We start from the raw sequence: 20974 nt of genomic DNA, 5'->3' as shown, positions 1-20974 counted from the left end.
GTGTTATTTCTTCCTTTTTTTTAAACCCTTCTGATACATGTAAAGCTTATGAATTTCATCCTTAAATTCCTGCAAAAGTACGGTGTTTTCCTCATTAGAATAACGCACTGCATTATAAGCATTTATAATAATATGACTCTCAATATTTACATCCTCTTTACAATTTATTCTTCCTAACCATGTTTCAACAGTTTCTCCTCGCTTTCTATTTAAAGGAGGAATTAACTTACTCTCAAGCTTAAAAATTTCTTTTCGAATTTCATTATGTGGCGGCTTGTTTCGTTTAAATCGGTTTTGGGTTATACCTTCTTTATCGGTAATAATAGTAGATTCGAAGGCAGGCATATTTGGTAAACTGAATTGTTTTCGTTTTTTTATTATTTTCCAAACGACGTAAATAGCGATGGCTGCACAGGCTATGATGGTTATGCTATTTATAAGAGTTGGATCAAAAGGATGTGGCTCCAATCCATCCTTAATTGTAGGGTCTTTTAGATTTCCTTTATTCGACCAAAAATCATCTGTTTCTTTTAACTCGGCTGCTGAAAATAATGGATTAATAGCGTATCCGAACCCTAATGCAACTGCTTCTATGATAAATGAAAAAACAAGCCGAATGAAAGGAAACACTTGAATAAGTACTATACTCATTACACCAATTGTAATAATAGAAGCGAAACGTAATAACTGTTGATTACGATTTGCCCCAGTTAACCAAAATGTAATCATAATGTGTATAACTAATAGTAATAGCTTCCAGAGTGGTGGAAAAGGCGCATAAAATATAGCTGAAACACCAAACCAAACAATACCACCTAACGATTTTTGAACTGGATATCCTGGTCCAACTACATGTACGATAAAGAAGAAAAGCGGTAACATAATTGTGCCAAATAGAGAGAAAGGGAGAAAGATAGAACAACCGATTATTTGAGTCATTAACAGTATGACAAATCCAGTCGTTTTTTTCTTCGTGAATGTATGGATTAGAAATACACCAATATAGCTTAGTGCTAAAAATATAGTAATAGCTATAAGTTCGTCCCTTTCTGTTAATAACGAAAGGAGGAGCAGCAGAAAAAAGTCATTAACGTGATAGAGCCAAGTTTTCAAGCTTTTCCACCATCCCTTCGTTATTTATGAGAAACGTAGGTTGCGATAGAAGATAGAGGCCATTCTTCTGCAAGCCAATGTAAATCATTGTAGAGGATCGTTCTCCTTTTCTATTTGTATAATGAAGAAATCCTTGTTTCGGAATTAGTGTGCTATCGTCTGAAATACGTGCCAATTCCTCTAAAGCTTTTGCGTAATGTGTTTGCCCTTCATTTAATGGTAAGTGCAGAGGACCACCTTCAGCTAATACACTAATAAATAATTCAAACGGTATTTGATGCTTCGTAGCGTATTGACAAATGTATGTTGCAAAGGAAATAAGGTCTTCTATATTATCTTTCCAACCAAACCCGCGATCGGCAGCTAATGAAAGACAAATCGTCCAACTATAATTTTTTACAGGTTCATATTGCTTCGCTTGTAATGATTGCATTTTAGCAGATGCTTTCCAATGAATAGAACGGAAAGACTCACGTTCGTACCGTTTCACACCGATAATAGATGTTTCATCATTGTAAAAAGAAAAATTCGTTCGATAAGATCCATTTAAAAGTTGCTGAAGTTCTTGCAAACCTGCTACTTCTTTAGGAGAAGGGTACACAATAATTTCAGTCCGTAATTTATCGAAAATAGGTAAATGTACAGTTAAAAGATGAAAAGGATCTTTCAAAACGCATTCAAACTGTTCAATTTGAAACACACCACGCTTCGTAGCGGTTAATGTTAAATCCCATTTTTGCATGGAATGAGCAGGTTGTGAAAAAGGAAAAGAGAATAATGTTTTCGATATTTGATCAATTCCTTGATCTTTATGCGGCAGTAGAGACGGGTCTAAATGGAAATAACAAACACCGTTAACGAGTGGTATGTTTGCTCCATTTTTTAAATGAATGAAAAACTGTCCAGATTCATTAGGGAATAAACGAGTTGTTTGCTTCTCGTTTATCACTTGAAACTTTTTCTCTATATATGCGACATATTTATAAATGAAAATCGCAAATAAATAGTAGAAGAAAAAGAAAAACATAATGATTCGTTGTGGCATAAAAAATGTAAATAGTATCGCGCCTGGAACAGATAGTTGAATAATATGAAGTTGAAAAAATAAAGGTACAGTTACAACGCGCTGTCCATTCATGCTTGCTCAATCTCCACTGGTACGTCCACTTCTTTTAAAATCTTTTGCATAATATCATTTTTTGTTGTGCGTAATGCGCCTTCCATTGATAAGGCGATACGGTGATTCCAAACAGAAGGAACTAACAATTGTATATCTTCTGGTGTGCAATATTCTCTCTCGCGTAAAAAGGCTAAAGCTTGAACAGCACGTATTAAAGCTAATGTGGCACGTGGGCTTACACCGTTAGCGATATAATCATGATTTCTTGTAGCGTGAGCAAGTTTAATAATGTAATGTTCTAACGGTTCTGATACGAAAATTTCTTTCACTCGTTTCTGTGCCTCTAAAATATTATCTAAAGTAATAACAGATGTGACACTTTCTAGTGGTGCATCGTTACGGAAACGTCGCATCATTTGTAGTTCATCTTCAGGATTTGGATAACCTATAGAAATTGTCATTAAAAAGCGATCAAGCTGTGCATCTGGAAGAGGGAACGTTCCTTGTGATTCAATTGGATTTTGCGTCGCAATAACAAAGAACGGTTTTGGAAGAAGAGTTGACTGCTTTTCAAGCGTCACTTGTCGCTCTTCCATCGCTTCTAACAAACTAGACTGTGTTCTTGGCATTGCACGGTTAATTTCATCTGCCAATAAAATATTTGCCACGACTGGTCCAAGTCTTAACTCGAATTCGCTCGTTTTCGGATTGAAGTATTCAATACCTGTCACATCACTCGGAAGTACATCGGGTGTAAATTGAACGCGAGAAAAATTACCACCAATACTTTTTGAAAGTGTTTTCGCAAGTAACGTTTTCCCAGTACCAGGTACATCCTCAAGAAGCACATGACCGTCAGCAAGCAAGGAAACGATTAATAGATCGATAACATTTTCTTTACCTACAAAAACTGATCCTATATTTTCCTTCAATTTATTTATCATATGTATCATTCCTTTCAAAATATAAACGGATATTTCTATATTTTAACAAATTATTCAGAAAATTTATACGGTTTTTCAATTCAAATAAATAAATGAATATTCAATTATTAAATTATATTCTTGCATATTTTGGAATGTGAATATATAATATCGGTATACGATGTATCGCAAGTCGATATATCATGAAGCGATGTATCGGAGGTGGTTATAATGAATACGAAAGCGAGAAAATATATTCCGTTAACTGAGGCAACATATTACATATTGTTATCACTAGTGAAACCAATGCACGGTTACGGAATTATGCAATTGGTAGAAGAGATGACAAATGGAGAAGTAAAGCTCGGTCCTGGAACTTTATACGGGAATACGACGAAGTTATTAAAAGAGAAATTAATTGTTGAAGTTGCCTCAACAGATAGAAAGAAGTGCTATGAGTTAACGCCACTTGGTAAAGAAGTATTAGAGCTAGAGTATAACAGATTGCAGAGATCTGTAAGGAATGGGAATAGTATATTAGGGGAGTGAATGAGAGATGGAGACAAAGAAGGTATTCAAACCTTTCGCGATATGGAGCTTGGAAAAAGAAGAAGCTTTTTTAAGAAAAATGCATCAAAAAGGATGGGCTTTACAAAAGTATAATGTAATGTATAGGTTTAAGAAAACTGAACCGAAAGATGTAATATATAAAGCGGATTTTAGACTGGATTATAAAGATTCGAAAGAAAAACAACAAGAATATATTGATATATATGAAATGTGTGGCTGGAAACATGTAACGAGTTTTGCGAAATGGAATTATTTTTGTAAAGAAGTAGACGAGGAAAATGAGTTACCTGATATTTATTCAGACAAAGAAACGAAGATACAAAAACTTGTTGAATTGATACAGTTCGTTGCAATTATGTTTGTAACGTTAATCCCAGTACTTTACTTATGTTTTCTTGGAGTATCAGAATCAGGATTATATAAAGGTATGGTAGGGTTTTTAGTTTTTATATATTCATATGCATTTATTAATTTATTTAGGAAGCTTAAAAAGTTGAAAAAGGAAATATTTTAACAAAGGTTGTATGGGAATCACCATCTCTAATTTTTATATATGTTTATTTTGTTCATTCTTTTTTATATAATAAAAGACCAACTTTTTAATTCATAGAACTAACAGTTACAAAGATGATACCAGTAACAATACCTAAAAAAATCATAAATAAAGAAGAAATAATTAATAATAACGAACTAGCAATTAATATCAATTTATTAGATTTTTGATTTTTAAAATGGTAATAAAGTAAAAGACCACAAATAGTAGAAACAATCCATATTGTTAGACCGTAAGGCGTCATTATTTTCTTCCAATCGAAGATCCAAAAGTAAAAGATGACTATGTGACAAATTAATAGTAGAAATGTTGATGGAAGCATTATCTTTTTATTTAAAATCATTTGTTTTACCTCCCTTATGTAAATATTACCAAAAAGGTGTGGGTTTTAACATATAATAAGGAAGAAATACATTTTAATTAACTTATTAAACGAAAAAATCCCTTGTAGAAAAATCTATTTCTACAAGGGATAATCATGTTTTTATTAGAAAGATTGATTTTGAGCAGGTTTAATAAATTGCTCTGGATTTTCAACAAGCCCACATACAGCACATTGGACACGATAAGTAGGTCCTTGATAAGCCATATGAAAAGCATTCATTGTTTCATTTGTGTATTCCTCTTCTACTTGACCAGTTTGTGGATTTAATTTGACTGGTTTTACTTGTTGCTCAAGAATATTAAAGCGAGTGCGGTTCGTTTTACAACTTGGACATAGCATTGGTTCCATATGTATACACCTCCATTTGTAGCATTTCTTAAACTCATTAATTTTATGCAAACAAAAAAACTTTCTCAATATAAATAGGTGTTTAATGTATTTAAAATTCAGAAAAAATAAAATATAATAAAAGTACGAACTGGTTATGTCCAAACCAAATCTCCTGTTTTATGCCAATAAGCTGGGGGGCCGAGAAATCGGCCTCATTTTTTTGTGCTTATTACTATAGGAAACAAGGTTTTTATAAGACTTTTGTCGAAATTTTAGGGATGGATATAAAGGGGGAAGTAAAATGAATTTAAAAATGAAGTACATCATTTTATACGTAGAAAAGTTTGAGGAATGTTTAAAATTCTATAAAGATGTATTACAGTTACCGATAAAAGCAGAGCACGGTACATATATTGAATTTAATACGGGTACTACCATATTAGCGATGAATACGCGGCAAGACGTAAAAGAATTAACGGGACTACCACTTACAGAAGGTGAGTTACAATCTTCCCATTTTGAATTGGGATTCGTTGTCGAAAATGTACAAGAAACGATTGAGCAATTTAGAGAACATGGTATTACGATTTTAGTTGAACCAATTGTAAAGCCGTGGGGACAAACAATTGCGTACATTGCTGATCCAGATGGGAATTATATTGAAATTTGCAGTTCATTAGAATAGAAGGAGAAAAAGAGATGGGGTTTCCAAAACTAGAAACAGAACGTTTACAATTAAGAGAATTAACGCTGTTAGATGCAGAAACGATGTTCCGTTATTTTTCAAAAGAATCTGTTATACGTTATTTCGGAATGGATTCTTTCAAAGATATTGAGCAAGCAAAAACAACGATTCAAACGTTTAAAAATCGTTATGAAGAGGGAACTGTATTTCGCTGGGGAATTGAGAAAAAGGGGACGGGCCAATTAATGGGAACGTGCGGATTTCATTTAATTAATCATCATCATAAGCGAGCTGAAATTGGTTATGAATTAGATGATACATATTGGGGGCAAGGGTATGCAACGGAAGCGTTACAGGCAATTTTAACTTATGGGTTTGAAACATTACAACTTATAAGAATTGCTGCTGTTGTATATGTAGAAAATAAAGCTTCTCAAAAATTATTAAGTAAAGCAGGATTTCAAGAAGAAGGATTACTTCGAAAACATATGGTTCAAAATGGAGTTGCGCATGATACGATTTTATATTCTTTATTAAAAGAAGAGTGGAAGAAGTAATGAGTACAAACGAACTTATAACTATAATGAAGAAACATAGGGAAAATAGATTCATTTTAGGTATAGATGGTTTAAGTCGTTCAGGAAAAACAACATTTGTTGCAAATTTAAAGGAAAATATGAAACAGGAAAGCATTCCGTTTCATATTTTTCATATTGATGATCATATAGTGGAGCGTAATAAACGATATCACACTGAATATGAAGAATGGTATGAGTACTATTATTTACAATGGGATATTGAATGGCTTCGGCAGAAATTTTTTCGAAAGTTACAAAATGAAACAAAACTAAAATTACCGTTCTATAATGATGAGATAGACTCATGTGAAATGAAAAAAGTACAGATTCCCATAGTAGGCGTAATTATAATTGAAGGTGTTTTTCTACAGCGAAAAGAATGGAGAGATTTCTTTCACTATATGGTGTATTTGGATTGTCCAAGAGAGACACGTTTTCTTCGGGAGAGTCCGGAAACGCAGAAGAACCTTTTAAAGTTTGAGAATAGGTATTGGAAGGCAGAGGATTATTACTTAGAAACGGAATTGCCGAAGGATAGGGCGGATTTAATCATTAAATGATTTGAAAATAGAAGGTGAACATAATGAATATTTTATGGGATTTTGATGGTACGTTATTTGATACGTATCCAGTTTATACAAAGATTCTTTCTGAAATATTAGGTGATACAGTAGATAAACAAGAAATATACAAAAACTTAAAAATATCTTACTCTCATGCAATTCAGTATTACAATATTTCATGTGAACAGGAAGAACAAATTAAAATTTTGAAGGGGAAAATCACTGCAAAAGATATGAAACCTTTTGCAGGTGTGGAGGAAATTCTGAAATTTGCGGATAAAAATGTGATTATGACTCATAAACATAAGGCAGGGGTTATGCACATTTTAAAATATTACGGCTGGGACAAATACTTCGTCGACATGGTTACAATTGACGATGGCTTCCCCCGAAAACCGAACGCTTTATCTTATGATCATTTGCATAAAAAGCACAATATTGATTTAGCTATTGGTGATAGAGAGTTAGATTTATTACCTGCAAAAGAATTAGGTATTTCAACATGTATGTTTCAAGGGGATTGTGATGTAGCGGATTATTCTTTATCGTATTACTCGGAATTTTTTAAGGTAGTGATTGATAGAGAGGTTATTTTATAAAAAATTTAAATAAAACCTCTACTTTCAAGCAAAAAGTAGAGGTTGTTTTCTATGCTTTATAAAAACGAAAGAAAATTAACCCTTTCAAGAATTTAGAAGGAGATTGGTATAACGATTTGAATTATATATTTATAGATAAATCTATAGATGAAAAGATTTCAATAAAGCGAGTGATCACATGAGTATTTTCATTTTAGAAGACGATGTCATACAAGCACAGCAAATGAAGCGGCTAGTTGAAGAGATTTGCGAGAAATATAGGTTGCCCTTTGATTTTATTGAGGTGACTAGTAAAAGTGAAAATATTATTACTAATATTTCTAAGGCGAGATATGTCCCAATCTATTTTTTAGATATAGAGATAAAAAGAGAAGAGCGAAAAGGGTTACAAGTGGCGCAAGAAATACGAAAGTATGATACGAAAGGAATTATTGTGTTTGTAACGACGCATTCTGAATTTGCACCTATTTCATATCAATACATGGTATCTGCTTTAACTTTCATTGATAAAGGGTTGCCATACGAGGAGAGATATAAAGTTTTTGAACAATGTTTACTTCAATATGAAGCAAGAAATAAGCATATTATTCCATCCGATGACTTTATCGTTGAAAATAGTAATGCGACTGTACGGGTTCCTTTTCATGAAGTTGAATATGTTATGACTGATGAACCACACCGGTTAGCATTAGTGACGTTAGATCGAATCGTTTATTTTTACGGAACTTTAAGAGAAATTGAATTAATAGATGAACGTTTATTTCGTTGTCATCAATCATATATCGTGAATACGAAGCAAATGTCTTCTTATGATACGAAGCAGAAAATGATAGTTTTAAAAAGCGGGAAACGTATTCCGGTATCACGTCGTTTAGTGAGTAAAGTACGTAACATGTTAAAGGGTGAGATGTAATGTATATTTATGATTTATTTGCAATACTGCTTACTAGTATGTGTCATACGTTTTTATACATACAATTAATCCAGTACAACAGATTGTCAGTTAGAATGTTAATAGCTTTAAGTGCGGTATTCATTATTTTACTTGCTATTGTCGTAACAGTAACGAGATATCCAGAATTGAATAGTACGATTGTGTTATTTTTAATAAGTCTAGGACTAATGCAAAATGAACTAAGACTTAAGCATAATGTATATTTTGCACTAGTGAGCATGGTGATTATAACGTTAGTAAAAATGTTGCTTTTGGATTTAGGAATGAAACTCTTTATGTTAACGCCATTTAATTTATATTTATGGACAGGAAGTATAATTCATCTTACCGTAACGACACTTACTTTTATCGGTATTCTATTAGCGCGTAAAAGAATTCAAAAAATTGCTCGATATATAGTAAGTAGTCCGTTATATTATATAACTTACATATTATTAATTGTCGGGTTTATTATTGAACTAATTTTAACTCAGCCGTCAACTGAGTTTTTAGCAAGAATAAATCAACAATACAGTGAAATAAGTTATAATTCAGCGATTATTATTTTTTTATTATTACTAATCATTGTACTAATAAGCTCACATTTATCGAAAGAAAAGTTACGAGAAGAGCATGAAAAACGTTTAGATAAAGAGTTATTAGATTATGTGGAGAAATTAGAGAATATGCATGATGAGCTTGCTAGTTTCCGTCATGATTATATGAATGTATTACTATCGTTAGAAGAGGGAATACGTACAAAAAATGTGAAAGAAATTGAGCAAGTGTACTACGATGTTATTGCTCCCACATTAAAAACAATAAATGATCATGAACTTGATATCGCAAAATTATCTCGCATACATATTCCTGAAGTAAGAAGTGTATTAAGAGCGAAAGTCGGTACTGCCCAGCAGCGACAAATAAAAGTAATGCTCGATATACCAGAGAACATTGAAAGTGTTTCGATGGCGATTATTTCATTTATTCGCATCATTTCAGTTTTAGTAGACAATGCAATTGAAGAAGCAGCACAAAGTGAGGAGAAGATATTACAAATCGCATTCTTTAAAATGGATTCACGACAATATTTTATCGTGCGTAATAGTTCAAAGAGTGAAGGGATTGATTTGCAAAAAATTTATGAGAAAAACCATTCAAGTAAAGAAGGGACTAGAGGATACGGGCTATTCTCATTAAAACGTATCATGAATAAAACAAATAATGCGACATTAGAAACAACTTATGTAAGTCCTTATTTCACCCAAACATTTATATTAAAAGAGATGAAATAACCATCTATGATGAAAATGAAACCGAATAGGAAATAACTACATACTTTCTTCACTCATTTTTATACACTTTAAGTAAGAGGTGAAGCGAGATGAATGGTCTTATTTTTACAGCAATGATTAGCTTTGGTTTACCGCTTATTGCACTTTTATATGCTGTTTGGAAGAAACGTTATATTCCATATATGTTAGGGGTATTGGCCTTTGTTGTATCACAAATATTGATTCGTATACCAATACTGAATTATGTAAATGGAACTAGTACAGATTTTCAAATGTTTTCTGTTATGCAGCCTGTCCTATTTGCGCTTTTGCTTAGTTTATCAGCTGGAATTTTTGAAGAGGTAGCTCGTTTTATCGCCATGCGCTATTTTATGAAACAACGAGATTGGCAGTCTGGTTTTTTATTTGGGGCAGGGCATGGTGGTATTGAAGCAGTGTTAATAGTTGACATCCCAGTAATATCCCTATTATTTTCACAAACAGTCATTCAAAATGGTGACAGTTACTATTTCGGAGGCATTGAGCGTATTTTTGCGATGGTATTACATGTTGGGCTTTCCTTCATTGTATTGCAAGCTGTCGTCCAAAAGAAATTTCGTTATGTTGTATATGCAATTCTCATCCATGGGGCTGCAAATGCAATAGCGGGCATTATATCACTTTATGTACCAGGAAAAAGCGGGATCATTATATCAGAAGTTTCAATAGCAATTTGTGCGTTACTCGTTTTGAGTTATAGTTTCATTTTAAAAAGAAAGGGTGTATGAAAATGAGAAAAATGTTACTTATTATTATAAGTGCTATCGCGGCGTTTGCGCTTGCAGCGTGTACCGGTAATAAAGTAAATGAAAGTACATCAAAAAAATTTATTCCGAAGGCGGAAGAAATTGTATCATTATTAAATGAAGCAAAGTATAAAGAAGTGTATGAGAAATTTGATAGTAAAATGAAAGCTGCATTGCCAGAAGAAAAGATGAAAGATCTTACACCTATAATCGAGAAAGCTGGTACGTTCGAAAAAATTGAAAAACAATCGATTGAAGAAAACGATGGTTTATACACGGTTATTCTTGTAGCGAAATATAGTAAAGAACAACTGACATTTATTATAACTTATAATGATAGAGAAGAAATAGCAGGTTTAGTTATTAAATAAAAAACAGATACAGTGGAAGTTCCTGCTGTATCTGTTTTTTTGATTTAACCAAATTATGGTTATTTGTGCTAATATGAACTCATAGCTATATAGAAGGGGTGGGCTAGTATGAAAACTGAACTAGTTACTAAAAAGAAGTACAGTATAATAACCTACATATCTTTACTCATCGGCATTTTATGCTTTCTGTTCGTTTTTATAACGCCAACAAGGATAGCGAATGCAGGTAATATAGTGGGAGATTATATTACAGTCGCTCTGACAGTTTTAGGTATCATACTTTCAGTAATTACAATGACGAAAAAAACAGAGAAGAAAGGGATTGCTATTCTTTCATTCATACTGTCCTCATCATTCTTTATATTTTGGATTATCGCGATTATTTTAGTTTTGACTGGCCGAGTTAGTTTTGCGCCGTAATACCGAATAAAAAGAGTCCTTCATATGAGAAGGACTCTTTTTATTCGGTATCTTCCGGTTGATATTCTAAAATATCCCCTGGTTGGCATTCTAATGCTTTACATATTGCTTCTAAAGTTGAAAAACGGACTGCTTTTGCTTTTCCATTTTTCAAGATAGAAAGGTTAGCCATTGTAATTCCAACCCTCTCCGAAAGCTCTGTTACACTCATTTTTCTTTTCGCTAACATTACATCAATATTAATAATAATTGCCATATTATTCACCTCAGACCGTTAAATCATTTTCTGATTTTATATCTATCGCATCTTTTAATAGTCTTTGGAGAACGGCAGCAAAGACCGCGATTACCATTGAAGCAAAGATTAGGATCATGCCAATTATAATGATACCAGGTGCGTCATCTTTCTCAGCCACGAGATAGAAGAGTGGCATGCCTACTACATATAATATACTAATTGTAATAGCGCATTGCTTTATCTTTTTTAAACTTCTAACAGATAATTTCGAGAAGGCATTACCTTTGTCAATGTAGCTTACAAGTTTAAAGGCTTCGTATAGAGCGAAATAAAAAGGTATCACCGTTGCATATAGATTGATTAAAACAAGATATTTTATATATGCAATATCGGGATACAATTCTGCTGCATAATTCCCGATGTTAGGAATTGAAAATATACACAAAGCGAAAACAGGAATACCGATAAGGATAATAGCTATCTTTAAAAAGAGTGTTGATCCTTGTTTCATAAAAAGCACCTCATTTTTAAATTATCCTTTTAATTTAACATAAAATTTATTGTTTAACAATAAATTTTTATTCATTTTAATCGGATTTTTATTGATAAATATATGTTATTGAAGAGAATGATAAGACATTTTTATAAAAGAGGTTTGGCTTCTAATTATTTGAAAATAAAAAGCTATGATATGTACCGTTGCTTTTTAAATAAAAGAAAGTGAAGGTAATGATTGTTAGCTTCATGGAAATTGGGGACTAATAAAACATATATAAGTTGTGGAATGTAAAAGAAAATTATCTTTTTGTATATTTACGGAGGAAGAACAATGTCGAATTTAAGTTTACTCATGAAGAGGTTACTGTTAGTAGGAACAATTGCATTAAGTATGTTATGTACGGAAAGCATGATGAATGATCATACGGTGGGAGCTAAGGTGAAACAAGTAGAACGTCAACCGAAAAATGTAATCATAATGGTTATGGACGGAACGAGTTCTACAGCAACGACATTAGCTCGTTTGTATAAAGGGAAACCACTTGCATTAGATGAGATTGTAACAGGAGGAGTTCGTACATATTCGGCGGAATCAGCTATAACAGACTCAGCCCCAGCAGCTACAGCTTTAGCGACGGGGAATAAATCGAATTCAGGATATGTAGGTGTATTACCTTCTACTGTAAGTTCACCTGGTTTACAACCAATAAAAGAAGAGGACAAGTTACGGCCAGTTGCCAATGTTTTAGAAGGTGCCAAACGTACTGGGCGCGCTACTGGAATTGTTGCTACAGCTGAAATTCAGCATGCTACTCCTGCTGGATTCTCTGCTCATCATGTGAATCGTAAAAATTTTGAAGTGCTCGCGGAGCAACAAGTGTATCAAAATATAGATGTCGTATTAGGCGGGGGAAAAGCGGCACTTCTACCTGAGACAGATAGTGGGATTCGAAAAGATGGTGAAGATTTAGTAAAAGTGATTCAAAAGAAAGGGTACGACTTTGTTGAAACGAAAGAAGCATTATTGAAATCCAAATCTAATAAAATTTGGGGCTCTTTCTCACATAATGCCTTAGCATTCGATATGGATCGTGAAGCGACAAATCCAGAGCAACCAACACTTTCTCAAATGACAGATAAAGCAATTCAAACATTAGCAAAAGACAAAGCTGGTTTCTTTTTATTTGTAGAAGGAAGTAAACCAGATTGGGCAGCTCATGTGAATGATCCAATTGGGATGATTAGTGATGTATTAGCATTTGATAACGCAGTTGCCGAAGCATTAAAATTTGCAAAAAAAGATGGTAATACGATGTTAATAGCCGTAGCTGACCATGGTAACAGCGGTATTTCTATCGGGAATAGGAATACGACAAAAGGTTATAATATTACGCCGGTTTCTGCATACATTGATCCATTAAAAAAAGCGAAAATGACACTTGAAGGAACTATAAAGAAACTTAAATCTGACTTATCGAATGTAGAAGATGTAGCTAAATTATATGGTGTGGACAATTTAACTTATGATGAAAAAGAAAGAGTAAAAGCACCAAAAAAGAAATCGGAAGTAGGCCCAATACTTACTACATTATTGGCCAACCGTGCGAACATAGGATTCACAACAGGAGGGCATACAGGTGAGGACGTATTCTTATATTCATATGGTCCTCAAAAGCCATCTGGATTGATCCAAAACACGGACGTTGCGAAGAAGATGGCGAAAGCAATGGGCTTTAATTTGGAAGAAGTAACAAACAAATTATTTGTAGAAAGTGAATCAGCCTTTAAGCAGGATGGTGCAACAGTAACAATAGACAAAAGGGATGCAGAAAACTGGGTGCTCATAGTGAAACGTAATAATGTAAAAGCTCAATTATTTGTAAATAAAAATATAATTCGTATTAAGAATAAAGAATATGAATTAGGTAGTGTAGTTGTAGAAAGTAATGGCAAGTTCTATGTACCAGAAGAAGCAATCCGTTTATTCATAAAGCATTCTCGCTAAAAAATGCCAATTCCTAAGTACTAGCTAAGGAATTGGCATTTTTTGTGTAGATGAAATTTCATTCAAAAAAAGGAAAGAGAATCATAATTTCTAGAATGGACTTTCTGTAAATGTATCTATTTTATGTTTTTCACCCTTTAAAAAATATTTCTCAACATTTTAGTTCTTCAAAAAGATTGAATATTCGTATTATAACGAATATTATGTTTCTATCGGCAAAAAACGATAATTTGCAGACACTGGGGAGGAAATACATTGAAAAAGAAAAAGAAATTAAAACCTTTAGCGGTATTAACAACAGCGGCAGTATTAAGTAGTACGTTTGCTTTTGGAAGTCATGCAGCGTATGCTGATGCACCACCATCTTTACCAATTGATGAGCATTTAATACCTGAGGAGCGTTTGGCAGAAGCGCTGAAGCAACGGGGAGTAATTGATCAATCTGCATCACAAGCTGAGACATCAAAGGCTGTCGAAAATTATGTTGAGAAAAAGAAAGGGGAAAATCCTGGGAAAGAAATCTTGACAGGAGATAACCTTACGCAAGAAGCATCAGATTTTATGAAAAAAGTAAAAGATGCAAAAATGAAGGAAAATGAACAAGCGCAGCAGCCCGAGGTAGGACCAGTAGCTGGGCAAGGTGCAGCATTGAACTCTGGGAAATTAAATGGAAAAGTACCGACTACACCAGCGAAGCAAGCTGAGTACAATGGAGCTGTTCGAAAAGATAAAGTACTTGTGTTACTCGTAGAATTTAGCGATTTTAAGCATAATAATATTGATCAAGAACCAGGTTATATGTATTCTAAAGACTTTAATCGTGAACATTATCAAAAAATGTTATTTGGTGATGAACCATTTACATTATTTGATGGATCGAAAATTAATACATTTAAACAATATTATGAAGAACAATCTGGTGGAAGCTACACAGTGGACGGAACTGTAACGGAATGGCTTACTGTTCCAGGAAAAGCGTCAGATTATGGTGCTGATGCGGGAACTGGACATGATAACAAGGGACCTTTAGGACCAAAAGATCTTGTGAAAGAAGCATTAAAAGCAGCGGTAGCAAAAGGGATAAATTTAGCAGACTTTGATCAATATGATCAGTACGATCAAAATGGTAATGGAAATAAAAACGAGCCAGACGGCATTATTGATCATTTAATGGTTGTACATGCTGGTGTTGGTCAAGAAGCTGGCGGTGGTAAATTGAAAGATGATGCGATTTGGTCTCATCGTTCAAAACTAGGGTCGAAGCCATATGCGATTGATGGTACAAAATCTTCTGTTTCGAACTGGGGCGGAAAGATGGCTGCATACGATTATACAATCGAGCCTGAAGATGGAGCAGTTGGTGTGTTTGCGCATGAGTATGGTCATGATTTAGGTTTACCAGATGAATATGATACAAAGTACTCTGGACAAGGTGAACCTGTTGAGTCATGGTCTATTATGAGCGGCGGTAGCTGGGCTGGAAAAATTGCAGGAACAGAACCAACGAGTTTCTCACCGCAAAATAAAGAGTTTTTCCAAAAGAATATGAAGGGGAATTGGGCGAATATTCTTGAAGTAGATTATGATAAACTTCGTACAGGAATTGGTGCTGCAACATATTTAGATCAAAGTGTTACAAAATCAAAACGACCAGGAATTGTTCGTGTTAACTTACCAGACAAAGATATAAAAAATATCGAATCGGCGTTTGGTAAGAAGTTCTATTACAGTACAAAAGGAAATGACATTCATACAACACTTGAGACACCAGTATTTGACTTAACAAATGCAAAGGAGGCTAAGTTTGATTATAAGGCATTTTACGAACTTGAAGCGAAGTATGATTTCCTTGACGTATATGCGATTGCAGAAGATGGAACGAAGACACGCATTGATAGAATGGGCGAAAAAGATGTAAAAGGCGGCACAGATACAACTGATGGTAAGTGGGTTGATAAATCATACGATTTAAGTCAATTCAAAGGAAAGAAAGTAAAACTGCAATTTGAGTACTTAACAGATATTGCAGTAGCTTATAAAGGATTTGCGTTAGATAATGCAGCCTTAACTGTAGATGGAAAAGTTGTTTTCTCTGATGATGCAGAAGGTCAGCCAGCAATGACACTAAAAGGATTTACTGTGTCTAACGGATTTGAACAGAAAAAAAATAACTACTATATCGAATGGCGTAATTACGCTGGGTCTGATACTGCATTACAATATGCACGTGGTCCAGTATTTAATACAGGAATGGTTGTATGGTATGCGGATCAAAGCTTTACAGATAACTGGGTAGGCGTTCATCCAGGTGAAGGGTTCCTTGGAGTAATAGATTCTCATCCAGAGGCAATCGTAGGAACATTAAACGGACAACCTACTGTGAAGAGCAGTACACGTTATCAAATTGCCGATGCGGCATTCTCATTTGATCAAACGCCAGCATGGAAAGTAAATTCACCAACTCGTGGTATCTTTGACTATAAAGGATTACCAGGAGTTGCAAAATTTGATGATTCTAAGCAATACATCAATAGCGTTATTCCAGATGCCGGACGTAAGTTACCAAAACTAGGATTGAAGTTTGAAGTAGTGGGTCAAGCTGAAGACAAGTCTGCAGGTGCAGTTTGGATCCATCGATAAAATAAAGTGAAATGAAGAGGAGCTGCCATAAGCCGGTGAAACGGACTTATAGCAGCTCTTTTCTGCTTGTAAAAAAGTTCTCGGTTTTAATTGTAAAGATTGGAAATGTATTTGATAAATAAAATGCTCAATCTGTTCAATTATAGCGCTATTTTGAGCGTAAGTAATTTGTAAGTATTGAGTAAGAAAAAAGAGATTTTTATAGTATATAATATTTATTACATCTACTTTTAACACCTGATACTAATAGTATGCTATAATGTGAATTAGCAACAAAAAGGAAAGGAATTAGAAAAATGACATTTGAAAATACTAAAAATTTAAAAAAACAAGTTGCTCCGTATGAAAAATCAACGATTAAAAAAAGTGTGTGGCAACTTATTAACACAGTCGTGCCATTTGTTATTTTATGGTACCTCGCTTATAAAAGTTTGTCTGTTTCTTATCTGTTAGCATTAGTTCCATCTCTGTTAGCTGCTGGTTTTATGACGCGAATTTTCATAATTTTTCATGATTGTACCCATTATTCATTCTTTAAAAGTCGACGTGCAAATAGAATAGTAGGTACATGTATGGGTGTGTTAACGTTATTCCCATTTGATCAATGGGGGCATGAGCATGCGATTCATCACGCTACAAGTGGTAATTTAGATAAGCGAGGTACAGGAGATATTTGGACGCTTACAGTCGATGAATATGTAGCTGCACCTTTTAGACTTCGTTTAGCATATCGTTTATATCGCAATCCATTCGTTATGTTTGGATTAGGTCCGATTTATGTTTTCTTGCTTAAAAATAGATTTAACCGAAAAGGTGCAAGACAGAAAGAGCGTATGAATACGTATTTGACGAATATTATTATCGTTGCTGTAGTAGCAATACTTTGCTGGGCAATAGGGTGGCAATCGTTTCTGTTAGTACACGGTACGATATTCTTAATAGCAGGTTCAGTAGGGATTTGGCTGTTTTACGTACAGCACACTTTTGAGGATTCTTATTTTGAAGAGGATAAAGACTGGGAATATGTAAAAGCGGCAGTAGAAGGAAGTTCATTTTATAAACTTCCAAAAATCTTGCAATTCTTAACTGGTAATATTGGATTCCATCATGTTCACCATTTAAGCCCAAGAGTACCTAACTATAAACTAGAAGAGGCACACAATAATACGCTTCCGTTAAAAAATGTACCAACAATTACACTTGCTACAAGCTTACAATCACTACGTTTCCGTCTTTGGGATGAGAAAAGTAACAATTTTGTTAGCTTTAAAGATGTCAAAAATATAATTAAAAATAATGTTTCTGTTCGGGTGAAATCAGAACTTTAATTTCATCATATATAAAACTCCCCTTAATCATTTTGATTTAAGGGGAATTTTTCTTTAAATGTACGTTTAGGTATAAAGAGTAGAAAACAATAAATATGTTATGTAAACAAAGTATCATTATAATTTATTATTATTGTGAATGCTATAATACATATAAAGTGTAAAGCAGCAGATTAATGATTAATCATAAGAACAGATACAACGTAATAAAATAATTCTTTCAAAGGGAAGGGGCAAATGAAAGATGTTGAATTTACGAGGGAAATACAATGAAGCGAAAGTATTTACTAATAACGTGGATGAAACTGCAACTGGGCAGATTATTGATCTTTGTAACCAAGAATTCGTAAAAGATAGTAAAATTCGTATTATGCCAGATACACATGCTGGAGCAGGGTGTACGATTGGGACAACAATGACAATACAAGATAAAATTGTTCCTAATCTTGTAGGGGTAGACATTGGGTGTGGGATGGAAGTGGTTGTAATTGATAAGAAAAAAGAAGAAATTAATTTCGATTATTTAGACGAAACAATTCGTAAATTCGTTCCAAGTGGTTTTTGTATCCGAGATAAAGAACATCGATTCTCAAAAATGATTGATTTTGATGGTGTGAGAGCACCATTTACATTACAACGTGCTCAAAAAAGTATAGGTACTCTTGGGGGAGGGAACCATTTCATTGAACTAAATGAAGACGACAAAGGGAATGTATATATTGTCATTCATAGTGGTTCTCGTAATTTAGGAAAGCAAATAGCAGAATATTACCAGAACTTCGCGTATGAACAATTAATTGATGTTACATCGATGAAAGATGAGATTATTAAGAGATTAACTGAAGAAGGGAGAGCAAAAGAAATACAAGAAACTTTACGTGAAATTCAGAAGCCTAAGATTCGTAAAGAACTAGCTTATTTAGAAGGGCAAGGATTCAAAGATTATATGAATGACATGAATATTGCTCAAAAGTATGCTGAGGTGAATCGTAAAGCAATGATTGATGAAATTGTCGCTAAAATGGACTGGAAAGTAACGGATCAATTTACTACGATACATAACTATATAGACATAGAAAATATGATTCTACGAAAAGGTGCTATTTCAGCTCAGAAAGATGAACGAGTCATTATTCCAATTAATATGAGAGATGGTTCAATTATTGCGTTTGGTAAAGGTAATCCAGATTGGAACTATTCTGGTCCACATGGGGCCGGACGTATCATGAGTCGTAAGAAGGCTAAAGAATCATTGAGTCTAGAGGAATTTCAAAGTACGATGACAGAGGTGTGGACTACATCAGTAGTAGAAAGCACTATTGATGAGGCACCAATGGTATACAAGCCAATGGATGAAATTATAGAAAATACAAAAGAAACGATAGATATAAAACATATTATTAAGCCGTTGTATAATTTTAAAGCGAATTAGTATGATAAAAGACCGCACATGAAGTGAAAATCATATGCGGTCTTTTATATATAAGTATAGTATTACATAGTCTCGCTAATTTTAGTTTCACTTTGAGTGTTAGTAGCAATTCTTTTCTTAACTTTAAAGTGATAGTAAGTGTAGCAAAAGATGATAAATGGGACAGTGCAATAGATTCCAAGTCGTTGTTCTGGGATAAAAATAAGACTGATTAATATAATGCCATACAATCCAAAACCAAGAATTGGTACGAGTGGATAAAGTGGCGTTTTAAATTTTAAGTCTTCTAATTTTCCGCCGTCTGCTACATAATGTTTGCGGAAAAAGAATTGAGAAACACAAATTGACATCCAAACAATAATGGTAATGACTCCGGAAATTGAAATGAGCCATAAGTAAACAGTTTCAGCAGCTACTACGCTTGTCAAAAGAGAAAAAGCAGAAATAGCTATTGTCATGATTAAAGCGTTGAGAGGAATCCCACGTGATGATAATTTCTTTAAAAATGCTGGAGCCATTTCGTTTTTTGATAAAGACCAAAGCATTCGAGTAGCAGCGTATAGTCCTGAGTTTGCGACAGAAAGAACAGCAGTAAGAATAACAAAGTTCATAATATCAGCTGCATATGGAATACCGATATTATCAAAAACAGCAACGAATGGACTCTTTGTTAATCCAGCTTCTTCCCAAGGAATTAAAGCAACAAGAACAAAGATTGCTAAGACGAAGAAAAACATCGTACGCCATATAATATTTCTAATAGAACGAGGTAAAGTTTTTGCTGGATCTTCACTTTCACCTGCTGCGATCCCGACAAGTTCTGTACCTTGGAAGGAATAATTGACTGTAACCATTGTTAAAAGAATAGCGGCAAGTCCATTTGGGAATAAACCACCATGATTTACGAAATTTGATAATAGCGGAGCTGGTTCGTCGCCTTTTAAATCAATAAAACTGAACATAGCGGCGCCGCCAAGGATAATAAAAGCGATAATGGCAGATACTTTTATACTTGAAAACCAAAATTCTGTTTCTGCATAACTACGAGCAGATAATGCGTTAATCGTGAAGATTGTAACGCCAAATATTAAACACCAAACCCACACAGGAATATCAGGAAACCAGCGCTGCATTGTAATGCCGGCAGTTGTAAATTCAAGGCCGGTCGTATTCGCCCAGCTTAACCAATACAACCATCCGATTGTAAAACCAGTTGCAGGATTGATAAACTTAGTGGCATATTCCTGGAAAGAACCCGAAACAGGCATGGCTACAGCGAGTTCACCAAGACATAGCATAACGAAATACATTAATAATCCACCAGCCATAAAGGCAAGTACGGATCCACCAGGTCCAGCTTGACTTATAATAAAGCCAGATCCGTTAAATAACCCCGTTCCAATCACACCACCGAGTGCAATCATAAATAAGTGTCTACTTTTCATCGTACGTTTTAATTCATTGTTTGTATTATTTACTTGCGCCATTGTTTTCCTCACTTTCGTAGTTGATAGAATAAAGTTTGATGTTTTTCCGTATTATGGAATGTATTCCGTGATGTGAAATCTTGTTATAATTTTCAGATAATTAAAAAGAAAAGTCAATATTT

At 34.0% G+C, this 20974-nt stretch carries 23 protein-coding genes; 15 read left to right on the top strand and 8 right to left on the bottom strand.

The features are described 5' to 3' along the window. Positions 1 to 3: 3 nt before the first annotated feature. Genes EKQ63_RS15965 through EKQ63_RS15955 form a run of 3 tightly spaced genes read right to left on the bottom strand, consistent with a single transcriptional unit; the run spans position 4 to position 3177 of the window. Positions 4 to 1113 (bottom strand): DUF4018 domain-containing protein, encoded by a 1110-nt coding sequence (locus EKQ63_RS15965; protein WP_143881251.1) that lies wholly within the window; start codon positions 1111 to 1113, stop codon positions 4 to 6. Further along, positions 1088 to 2251, bottom strand: coding sequence for a DUF58 domain-containing protein (locus EKQ63_RS15960; protein ID WP_087953285.1), 1164 nt, complete (start codon positions 2249 to 2251; stop codon positions 1088 to 1090). Before EKQ63_RS15960 ends, EKQ63_RS15965 begins: the two co-directional genes overlap by 26 nt. Beyond that, a complete protein-coding gene (locus EKQ63_RS15955) occupies positions 2248 to 3177 on the bottom strand; it encodes an AAA family ATPase (RefSeq protein WP_087953286.1) in 930 nt (309 codons plus the stop codon). The genes EKQ63_RS15960 and EKQ63_RS15955 overlap by 4 nt, the downstream gene beginning before the upstream one ends. Positions 3178 to 3387: 210 nt before the next feature. Here EKQ63_RS15955 and EKQ63_RS15950 point away from each other — a divergent pair, with 210 nt between their 5' ends. Both EKQ63_RS15950 and EKQ63_RS15945 read left to right on the top strand, forming a co-directional pair. Further along, positions 3388 to 3705: a PadR family transcriptional regulator gene (locus EKQ63_RS15950; protein ID WP_060631323.1), complete on the top strand. Its 318-nt coding sequence runs from the start codon at positions 3388 to 3390 to the stop codon at positions 3703 to 3705. 79 nt (positions 3706 to 3784) lie between these two features. Beyond that, positions 3785 to 4240, top strand: coding sequence for a DUF2812 domain-containing protein (locus EKQ63_RS15945; protein WP_306299056.1), 456 nt, complete (start codon positions 3785 to 3787; stop codon positions 4238 to 4240). 85 nt (positions 4241 to 4325) lie between these two features. Here the strand turns inward: EKQ63_RS15945 and EKQ63_RS15940 are convergent, their stop codons facing one another. Together EKQ63_RS15940 and EKQ63_RS15935 are read right to left on the bottom strand one after the other, a co-directional pair. Next, positions 4326 to 4622 carry a hypothetical protein gene (locus tag EKQ63_RS15940; protein WP_088327524.1) on the bottom strand — a complete coding sequence of 99 codons (297 nt, stop codon included), beginning with the start codon at positions 4620 to 4622 and terminating at the stop codon, positions 4326 to 4328. A 144-nt stretch (positions 4623 to 4766) separates the two neighbouring features. Continuing rightward, complete coding sequence (locus EKQ63_RS15935) at positions 4767 to 5012, bottom strand: hypothetical protein (protein ID WP_000433609.1); 246 nt, start codon at positions 5010 to 5012, stop codon at positions 4767 to 4769. 283 nt (positions 5013 to 5295) lie between these two features. Here EKQ63_RS15935 and EKQ63_RS15930 point away from each other — a divergent pair, with 283 nt between their 5' ends. The 9 genes from EKQ63_RS15930 to EKQ63_RS15890 all read left to right on the top strand — a co-directional run bounded on the left by EKQ63_RS15930 (position 5296) and on the right by EKQ63_RS15890 (position 11224). Next, positions 5296 to 5679, top strand: a complete 384-nt coding sequence (locus tag EKQ63_RS15930) for a VOC family protein (protein ID WP_087953289.1) — start codon at positions 5296 to 5298, stop codon at positions 5677 to 5679. 14 nt (positions 5680 to 5693) lie between these two features. Beyond that, complete coding sequence (locus EKQ63_RS15925; RefSeq protein WP_143881250.1) at positions 5694 to 6236, top strand: GNAT family N-acetyltransferase; 543 nt, start codon at positions 5694 to 5696, stop codon at positions 6234 to 6236. Then, the gene (locus tag EKQ63_RS15920) at positions 6236 to 6817 is read left to right on the top strand and encodes a kinase (protein ID WP_000106116.1); all 582 of its coding nucleotides are present in this window, start codon (positions 6236 to 6238) and stop codon (positions 6815 to 6817) included. Before EKQ63_RS15925 ends, EKQ63_RS15920 begins: the two co-directional genes overlap by 1 nt. 23 nt (positions 6818 to 6840) lie before the next feature. After that, positions 6841 to 7419, top strand: a complete 579-nt coding sequence (locus EKQ63_RS15915; protein WP_088327523.1) for an HAD-IA family hydrolase — start codon at positions 6841 to 6843, stop codon at positions 7417 to 7419. A gap of 178 nt (positions 7420 to 7597) precedes the next feature. Beyond that, entirely contained in the window at positions 7598 to 8332 is a 735-nt protein-coding gene (locus EKQ63_RS15910) for a LytR/AlgR family response regulator transcription factor (protein WP_087953293.1), read from the top strand. Continuing rightward, on the top strand, positions 8332 to 9648 hold the full coding sequence (locus EKQ63_RS15905) for a GHKL domain-containing protein (RefSeq protein ID WP_143881249.1): 1317 nt from the start codon (positions 8332 to 8334) through the stop codon (positions 9646 to 9648). The genes EKQ63_RS15910 and EKQ63_RS15905 overlap by 1 nt, the downstream gene beginning before the upstream one ends. An 89-nt stretch (positions 9649 to 9737) precedes the next feature. Continuing rightward, positions 9738 to 10415, top strand: coding sequence for a YhfC family glutamic-type intramembrane protease (locus EKQ63_RS15900; protein WP_143881248.1), 678 nt, complete (start codon positions 9738 to 9740; stop codon positions 10413 to 10415). 2 nt (positions 10416 to 10417) lie between these two features. Beyond that, on the top strand, positions 10418 to 10804 hold the full coding sequence (locus EKQ63_RS15895) for a DUF3887 domain-containing protein (protein WP_087953296.1): 387 nt from the start codon (positions 10418 to 10420) through the stop codon (positions 10802 to 10804). Between the two features lie 108 nt (positions 10805 to 10912). Continuing rightward, positions 10913 to 11224 (top strand): hypothetical protein, encoded by a 312-nt coding sequence (locus EKQ63_RS15890; RefSeq protein ID WP_143881247.1) that lies wholly within the window; start codon positions 10913 to 10915, stop codon positions 11222 to 11224. A 40-nt stretch (positions 11225 to 11264) separates the two neighbouring features. On the opposite strand, the gene EKQ63_RS15885 is transcribed toward EKQ63_RS15890, so the two are convergent. Both EKQ63_RS15885 and EKQ63_RS15880 read right to left on the bottom strand, forming a co-directional pair. Beyond that, a complete protein-coding gene (locus EKQ63_RS15885) occupies positions 11265 to 11480 on the bottom strand; it encodes a helix-turn-helix domain-containing protein (RefSeq protein WP_087953298.1) in 216 nt (71 codons plus the stop codon). Between the two features lie 10 nt (positions 11481 to 11490). Then, the gene (locus tag EKQ63_RS15880) at positions 11491 to 11973 is read right to left on the bottom strand and encodes a DUF2975 domain-containing protein (protein WP_087953299.1); all 483 of its coding nucleotides are present in this window, start codon (positions 11971 to 11973) and stop codon (positions 11491 to 11493) included. Between the two features lie 318 nt (positions 11974 to 12291). Between EKQ63_RS15880 and EKQ63_RS15875 the strand changes: the two genes are divergently transcribed. From EKQ63_RS15875 to EKQ63_RS15860, 4 genes are all read left to right on the top strand, one after another. After that, on the top strand, positions 12292 to 13965 hold the full coding sequence (locus EKQ63_RS15875; RefSeq protein WP_143881246.1) for an alkaline phosphatase: 1674 nt from the start codon (positions 12292 to 12294) through the stop codon (positions 13963 to 13965). A gap of 255 nt (positions 13966 to 14220) precedes the next feature. After that, positions 14221 to 16605 carry an immune inhibitor A domain-containing protein gene (locus EKQ63_RS15870; protein ID WP_087997184.1) on the top strand — a complete coding sequence of 795 codons (2385 nt, stop codon included), beginning with the start codon at positions 14221 to 14223 and terminating at the stop codon, positions 16603 to 16605. A gap of 296 nt (positions 16606 to 16901) precedes the next feature. Then, on the top strand, positions 16902 to 17933 hold the full coding sequence (locus EKQ63_RS15865) for a Delta(5) desaturase DesA (RefSeq protein ID WP_140168750.1): 1032 nt from the start codon (positions 16902 to 16904) through the stop codon (positions 17931 to 17933). A 244-nt stretch (positions 17934 to 18177) separates the two neighbouring features. After that, positions 18178 to 19365: an RtcB family protein gene (locus EKQ63_RS15860; RefSeq protein WP_143881245.1), complete on the top strand. Its 1188-nt coding sequence runs from the start codon at positions 18178 to 18180 to the stop codon at positions 19363 to 19365. Between the two features lie 62 nt (positions 19366 to 19427). Here EKQ63_RS15860 and EKQ63_RS15855 read toward each other — a convergent pair whose 3' ends face one another. Further along, positions 19428 to 20852, bottom strand: a complete 1425-nt coding sequence (locus EKQ63_RS15855) for an amino acid permease (protein WP_143881772.1) — start codon at positions 20850 to 20852, stop codon at positions 19428 to 19430. Between the last annotated feature and the right edge of the window lie 122 nt (positions 20853 to 20974).

Source organism: Bacillus sp. BD59S, assembly GCF_007363175.1.
GTDB lineage: Bacteria > Bacillota > Bacilli > Bacillales > Bacillaceae_G > Bacillus_A > Bacillus_A pacificus.
The sequence above is the reverse complement of the archived record's forward strand: the minus strand, read 5'-3'. Positions and strand labels throughout refer to the sequence as shown.